The sequence below is a fragment of the Devosia insulae DS-56 genome, from assembly GCF_000970465.2.
Lineage (GTDB): Bacteria > Pseudomonadota > Alphaproteobacteria > Rhizobiales > Devosiaceae > Devosia_A > Devosia_A insulae.
The window spans coordinates 21,233-27,357 of sequence record NZ_LAJE02000066.1; the positions used below are offsets into that span (position 1 = coordinate 21,233).

5 protein-coding genes are annotated in these 6,125 nt (G+C 65.7%); all 5 read left to right on the plus strand.

Annotated features, from left to right (window positions below):
- Nucleotides 1-2: 2 nt before the first annotated feature.
- The 5 genes from rbfA (at nucleotide 3) to pnp (ending at nucleotide 6,000) form a co-directional block, all read left to right on the plus strand.
- Nucleotides 3-410, plus strand: a complete 408-nt coding sequence (gene rbfA, locus VW23_RS03765; RefSeq protein ID WP_069908257.1) for a 30S ribosome-binding factor RbfA — start codon at nucleotides 3-5, stop codon at nucleotides 408-410.
- Nucleotides 407-1,303 (plus strand): tRNA pseudouridine(55) synthase TruB, encoded by an 897-nt coding sequence (gene truB, locus VW23_RS03770; protein ID WP_069908258.1) that lies wholly within the window; start codon nucleotides 407-409, stop codon nucleotides 1,301-1,303. The genes rbfA and truB overlap by 4 nt, the downstream gene beginning before the upstream one ends.
- A gap of 96 nt (nucleotides 1,304-1,399) precedes the next feature.
- Entirely contained in the window at nucleotides 1,400-3,124 is a 1,725-nt protein-coding gene (locus VW23_RS03775; RefSeq protein WP_069908259.1) for a sensor histidine kinase, read from the plus strand.
- A 132-nt stretch (nucleotides 3,125-3,256) separates the two neighbouring features.
- Complete coding sequence (gene rpsO, locus VW23_RS03780) at nucleotides 3,257-3,526, plus strand: 30S ribosomal protein S15 (protein WP_055874294.1); 270 nt, start codon at nucleotides 3,257-3,259, stop codon at nucleotides 3,524-3,526.
- Nucleotides 3,527-3,867: 341 nt separating this feature from the next.
- Nucleotides 3,868-6,000 carry a polyribonucleotide nucleotidyltransferase gene (gene pnp, locus VW23_RS03785; protein WP_069908260.1) on the plus strand — a complete coding sequence of 711 codons (2,133 nt, stop codon included), beginning with the start codon at nucleotides 3,868-3,870 and terminating at the stop codon, nucleotides 5,998-6,000.
- The last annotated feature ends 125 nt before the right edge of the window (nucleotides 6,001-6,125 follow it).

Consider the following 6,125-nt stretch of genomic DNA (forward strand, 5'->3'; position numbering starts at 1 on the left):
CGATGAAACGCGACACCCACAAGCCCACCGGTCCCAGCCAGCGCATGCTGCGTGTCGGCGAACTGGTGCGCCACGCCCTTTCCGGCGTCTTCGCCCGCGGCGAGATCGAGGATCCGCTGCTTGAAGGCAAGGTCATCACCGTGCCCGAGGTCCGCATGACGCAGGACCTCAAGCTCGCTAATGCCTACATCATGCCGCTCGGCGGGGTGGGCGCCGAGGAAATCGTCGCGGCGCTCAACCGTCACCACCGCTTCATCCGCGGCCGCGTGGCGCCCGAGCTCGATCTGAAGTTCGCCCCGGATCTGCGCTTTTTCGTCGACAACACCTTTGACGAGTTCGGCAAGATCGACGCGCTGCTGCGCTCCGACCGCGTGCAGCGCGACATCGCGAAGGATGAGGACGAAGATTGACCACCGAGAAGCGCCAGAAGCGCGACGTCTCCGGTTGGTTGGTTCTCGACAAGCCCTATGACATGACCTCCACCCAGGCGGTGGGGAAGCTCCGTTGGCTGTTCGGCGCGAAGAAGGCCGGCCATGCCGGAACGCTCGACCCGCTGGCGACCGGCATCCTGCCGATCGCGCTGGGTGAGGCGACCAAGACCGTGCCCGCCGTGCAGGACGGCACCAAGGTCTACCGCTTCGCCATCAAATGGGGCGAGGAGACCACCACGGACGATACCGAGGGCGAGGTCAGCGCCCGTTCCGAGGTGCGGCCATCCGCGGCCGAGATACTCGCCGCGCTGCCCGGCTTTACCGGGAAGATTATGCAGACCCCTCCGGCCTTTTCCGCCATCAAGGTCGATGGCGAGCGCGCCTATGATCTGGCGCGCGCCGGCGAGGTGGTCGAGCTGGCGGCGCGCCCGGTCTATATCGAGGCGCTCCGGCTCATTGAACATCAGGGCGACATCAGCCGGCTGGAAATGACCTGCGAGAAGGGCACCTATGTGCGGGCCCTGGCGCGCGACCTGGCGCGGCAGCTCGGCACGTATGGCCATGTCGTCGAACTCCGCCGCACTGCCGTCGGCCCGTTCGATGCGGCGCGGGCGGTGACGCTCGCGACGCTGGAGGCCGCTACGGATCGCGATGCGCTGCTGCTGCCGGTTTCCGCCGGGCTGTCGCTGCTGCCCGAGATCCGGCTCACCCCTGACCAGGTGAGTGCCGTGCGGCATGGCAACCCCGTGCTGCTCGGCGGCGCCTCGGCGCCGATCGCGCTCGACAGTGCCTGGGCCAGCAGCGCCGGCGTTGCGGTGGCGCTGGGCCGGGTCGAGGCCGGCATGTTCAAACCGCAGCGCGTCATCGTCTGACAATTCTTGCCCAAGCACCGGAACCAATGGTGATATTGGGCGTTCTCGTGCACTGCAGTGCACAGGGGTTTGGGTTGATTACCGCCGGGGTGTTTGATGGCTGACGGGCCCGGCCCGGCTGAGAGCAGCGTTGTTACGCGTCGTCGCGGGCCTATCGCCCGGCCGATTGCCGTCTACCTGTTCGTCCTGGCGCTGGTGGCGCTGGTTCCCGCCTTTGTTTTCTCCGCCATCCTGCTGCAGCGCAACAATGAGGCGCAGGAGCGCGTCGTCGAGACGCTGATCACCGGCAATGCCCGCTCGATCGTCCAGGCGGTGGATCGTGAGATCAACGCCAACATCACCACGTTGCGCGTCCTCGCCACCACGCCGCCGCTCAGCCCGGCCGCCTATCCCGAGTTCCACGCCCGGGTCAGCGTGGCGCTCGAGAACACCTCGTCCTATGTCTACCTCGTCCACCCGGACATGACCTCGGACCTCTCCACTCGGGTTCCGATGGCGGAACAGCAGGCCAATCCGATCGGCGATGTCGAAACCGCACAGCGGGCCTTCGACAGCCGTGACGTAGCGATCTCGGATGCGGTATTCGGCCGGGTGTCGCAGCAATGGGTGGTCAACATCCTGCAGCCGATCTTTCCGGCCAACCAGCAGCCACTGATCCTCGGCTTCAGCCGCGCCGCCAGCCAGCTGTCGAATACTCTGCTGGCGAGCCGCATGCCGGAGGGTTGGCACGTGGCGCTGGTCGACAGGAAGGGCGTGATCATCGCCGCCGCCGACCAGGGCGGCAATACCGGTGATGCCTTCAACCTCGCGCCGATCGACGAGCTGGGCTCGACCGCCGGCTGGCGCAGCCTCGTTTCCGAGGGCAAGGATTACCTCGTGGTGGCGCAGCGCTCGACCCTCACCGGCTGGACGCTGGTGGCCTGGGCCGATCGCGCCGTTGTGGCCAAGCCTTTGGCCGACGCGTTCTGGTCGCTGCTCGCCGGCGGCGTGCTGCTGGCGGCGCTGGTGGTGCTCGTGGTCTATGGGGTCAGCCTGCAGATCGGCCGCTCGGTGCATGGCCTCGAGGCTGACGCGAAGCGCCTCGGCGCCGGCCAGCCGGTCGAAGCCCGTCCCTTCCCTATCGAGGAGATCGAAACCGTATCGAGCGCGCTCGGCGATGCGTCGCGCCGCCGCCAGGCGGCCGAAACCGAGGTGCGCTTCCTGATGCGCGAGCTGGCGCACCGTTCGAAGAACCAGATGACGGTGATTGCCGCCATGGCCAAGCAGACGGCGCGCGGCGCCGATACGGTGCCCGAGTTCGTTTCGAACTTCGAGCGCCGCATCTTCGGGCTTGCCCGTTCGACCGACCTGCTGCTGGCGCATGGCGTCGCCGGCGTCGATCTCAAGGAGTTGCTGGTCAGCCAGATCGATCCGTTCTGCCCGGTCGATGGCGAGCGGGTGATCGTCGACGGGCCGTCGCTGCGGCTCAACGCCCAGGCGGCGCAGATTCTCGGCATGGCGGCGCATGAACTGGCGACCAACGCGGTGAAGTATGGCGCCTTCGCCAAGGATGGCGGCCGGCTCGAGCTGACCTGGAAGCGGGTTGGCGATGCGGTAAGCTTTATCTGGCACGAAAGCGGCAATGCTCCCGCCGAGGCCACGCCGCGCCGCGGCTTTGGCACCACCGTGCTCGAGAACATGGTCGGCCGCTCGCTCAATGGCGAGGTGCAACGCGAGGTGCACGAGCTCGGCATCGAATGGCGCTTCACCATTCCGCTGAGCTCGCTCGATCCTTCCGACAGCCTCAACGGCGCGGCAGAACCCCAGGCTTCCGACAAATAACTGGCGTTCTCGGCCCCTTTCCCCTATAGAGCGCCCGAGTTCCGGCCCGGCCGGCGCTTATTCATGGCTCCACCTGGACGACATCCCGGGTGGCAGCGTCCCGATGATCCTCTGTTTGAAAGGACCTTTCCGATGTCGATTACCGCAGAGCGGAAGACTGCGCTCATCAAGGATTACGCCACCAAGAAGGACGATACCGGCTCGCCGGAAGTTCAGGTCGCGATCCTCTCCGAACGCATCGCCAATCTCACCGAACACTTCAAGCTGCACGGCAAGGACAACCATTCGCGCCGTGGCCTGTTGAAGATGGTTTCGACGCGCCGCCGTCTCCTCGACTACGTCAAGAAGTCGGACGAAGCGCGCTACAAGGCGCTCATCGAGCGTCTGGGCCTGCGCCGTTAAGGCTGGGCTGCGACTATGACTTGGACCCACGAGGCACGCCTCGCGGGTCCACCCCGGCAGACCTGCCGGGTATTTGCGTAGGCTGACGAACTACGCGGAGCATGGCGAGATCATCGGCCGCTCACGGTGCAGATGCACCCTCTTTCCCAGAGACATGAGCGGCTCATCGTCTTGTCCATGTTCCGCCCCTCCCCGACCGGAGGGTGTCAGCGCGGAACCGTGCCGATTTTGGGCCGTAGTCGCACATGGGGTGCGGCGGGCGGCTGGCACACCGGAAGAGTTCGCGGGGTGGCTACGCCCCCGCGTTCCCGCTCTTTCCGGCAGAATGGAAAGACAACGATATGCCCATCAACTTCGACTACCACAAAGTTGAGCTGAACTGGGGCGGCCAGCCCCTCACCCTCGAGACCGGCAAGATCGCCCGCCAGGCAGACGGCGCCGTGCTCGCCACGCTCGGCGAGACCGTGCTGCTCGCCACCGTCGTTTCGGCGAAATCCGCCAAGCCCGGTCAGGACTTCTTCCCGCTGACGGTCAACTATCAGGAAAAGTACTTCGCCGCCGGCAAGATCCCGGGCGGCTACTTCAAGCGTGAAGGCCGTCCGACCGAGAACGAGACGCTGACCTCGCGCCTGATCGACCGTCCGATCCGCCCGCTCTTCCCCGATGGCTACAAGAACGAGACCCAGGTGGTCGTCACCGTTCTGCAGCACGACATGGAGAACAACCCGGACGTGCTCGCCATGGTCGCCGCCTCCGCGGCCCTGACCATCTCGGGCGTGCCGTTCATGGGCCCGATCGGCGCCGCCCGCGTCGGCTACATTGATGGCGAATACGTCCTCAACCTCGCCGTCGACCGTCGCGCCGAGTCCAAGCTCGATCTGGTCATGGCCGGCACCCAGGACGCCGTGCTGATGGTGGAATCGGAAGCCCAGGAGCTTTCCGAGGAGATCATGCTCGGCGCCGTGATGTTCGGTCACGAAGCCTCGCGCAAGGTCATCGACGCCATCATCAAGCTGGCCGAGCTCGCCGCCAAGGAGCCGCGTGATTTCACCGCTCCGGACTACTCGGCACTCGAAGCCGACGTGCTGAAGGTGGCCGAGACCGACCTCCGCGCCGCCTACAAGATCACCGACAAGGCGCAGCGCTACGCCGCCGTCGATGCTGCCAATGCCAAGGTCAAGGCGCACTATGCGTCGCAGATCGAAGCCGGCACCGTCTCGGCCGAGGACCTGGGCGAAGTCGTCCATAACCTGCAGGCCAAGATCGTCCGCTGGAACATCCTCGACACCAAGTCGCGCATCGACGGCCGCGACCTGACGACGGTCCGCCCGATTGTTGCCGAAGTCGGCATCCTGCCGCGTACCCACGGTTCGGCGCTGTTCACCCGCGGTGAGACCCAGGCCCTCGTCGTTGCCACGCTCGGCACCGGCGACGACGAGCAGTTCGTCGACAGCCTCGAAGGCACCGGCAAGGTGAACTTCATGCTGCACTACAACTTCCCGCCCTACTCGGTCGGTGAAGCTGGCCGCATGGGCTCGCCCGGCCGTCGCGAGATCGGCCACGGCAAGCTCGCCTGGCGCGCCATCAACCCGATGCGTCCGAAGGCGGAAGAGTTCCCCTACACCATCCGCGTCGTCTCCGAGATCACCGAGTCGAATGGCTCGTCCTCGATGGCGACCGTCTGCGGCACTTCGCTGGCACTGATGGATGCGGGCGTGCCGCTGAAGAAGCCGGTGGCCGGTATCGCCATGGGCCTGATCCTCGAAGGCGACCGCTTTGCGGTGCTCTCCGATATCCTGGGTGACGAAGATCACCTCGGCGACATGGACTTCAAGGTGGCGGGCACTGCCGACGGCATCACCTCGCTGCAGATGGACATCAAGATCGCCGGCATCACCGAGGAGATCATGAAGGTCGCGCTCGGTCAGGCCAAGGGCGGTCGCGAGCATATCCTCGGCGAGATGGCCAAGGCGCTCGACACCTCGCGCGCCACGGTGGGCGAGTTCGCTCCGCGCATCGAGACCATCACCATCCCGACCGACAAGATCCGCGAAGTGATCGGCACCGGCGGCAAGGTGATCCGCGAGATCGTCGAAAAGACCGGCGCCAAGATCGACATCAACGACGACGGCACGGTGAAGGTCTCGTCCTCGGACGGCGCCTCGATCGATGCGGCCATCAAGTGGATCAAGTCGATCACCGATGAAGCCGAAGTTGGCGCCATCTACCAGGGCACCGTGGTCAAGACCGCCGATTTCGGCGCGTTCGTGAACTTCTTCGGCGCCAAGGACGGCCTCGTGCATATCTCCCAGCTCGCCGCCCAGCGCGTCGGCAAGACCACCGACGTCGTCAAGGAAGGCGACAAGGTCTGGGTCAAGCTGCTCGGCTTCGACGAGCGCGGCAAGGTCCGCCTGTCGATGAAGGTCGTCGACCAGGCGACCGGCAAGGAAATCGCCGAGGAAGCCGCCGAGTAATCGGCAGCACCATTGAATGCAAAGAGGCCCGGGAGCGATCCCGGGCCTCTTTGTTTGGCGAAGGTGGTGCATCCACCGCAGGGCAGACGCACGTGGCGTCGGGATCGTTCAGTGCGCGAAGATAC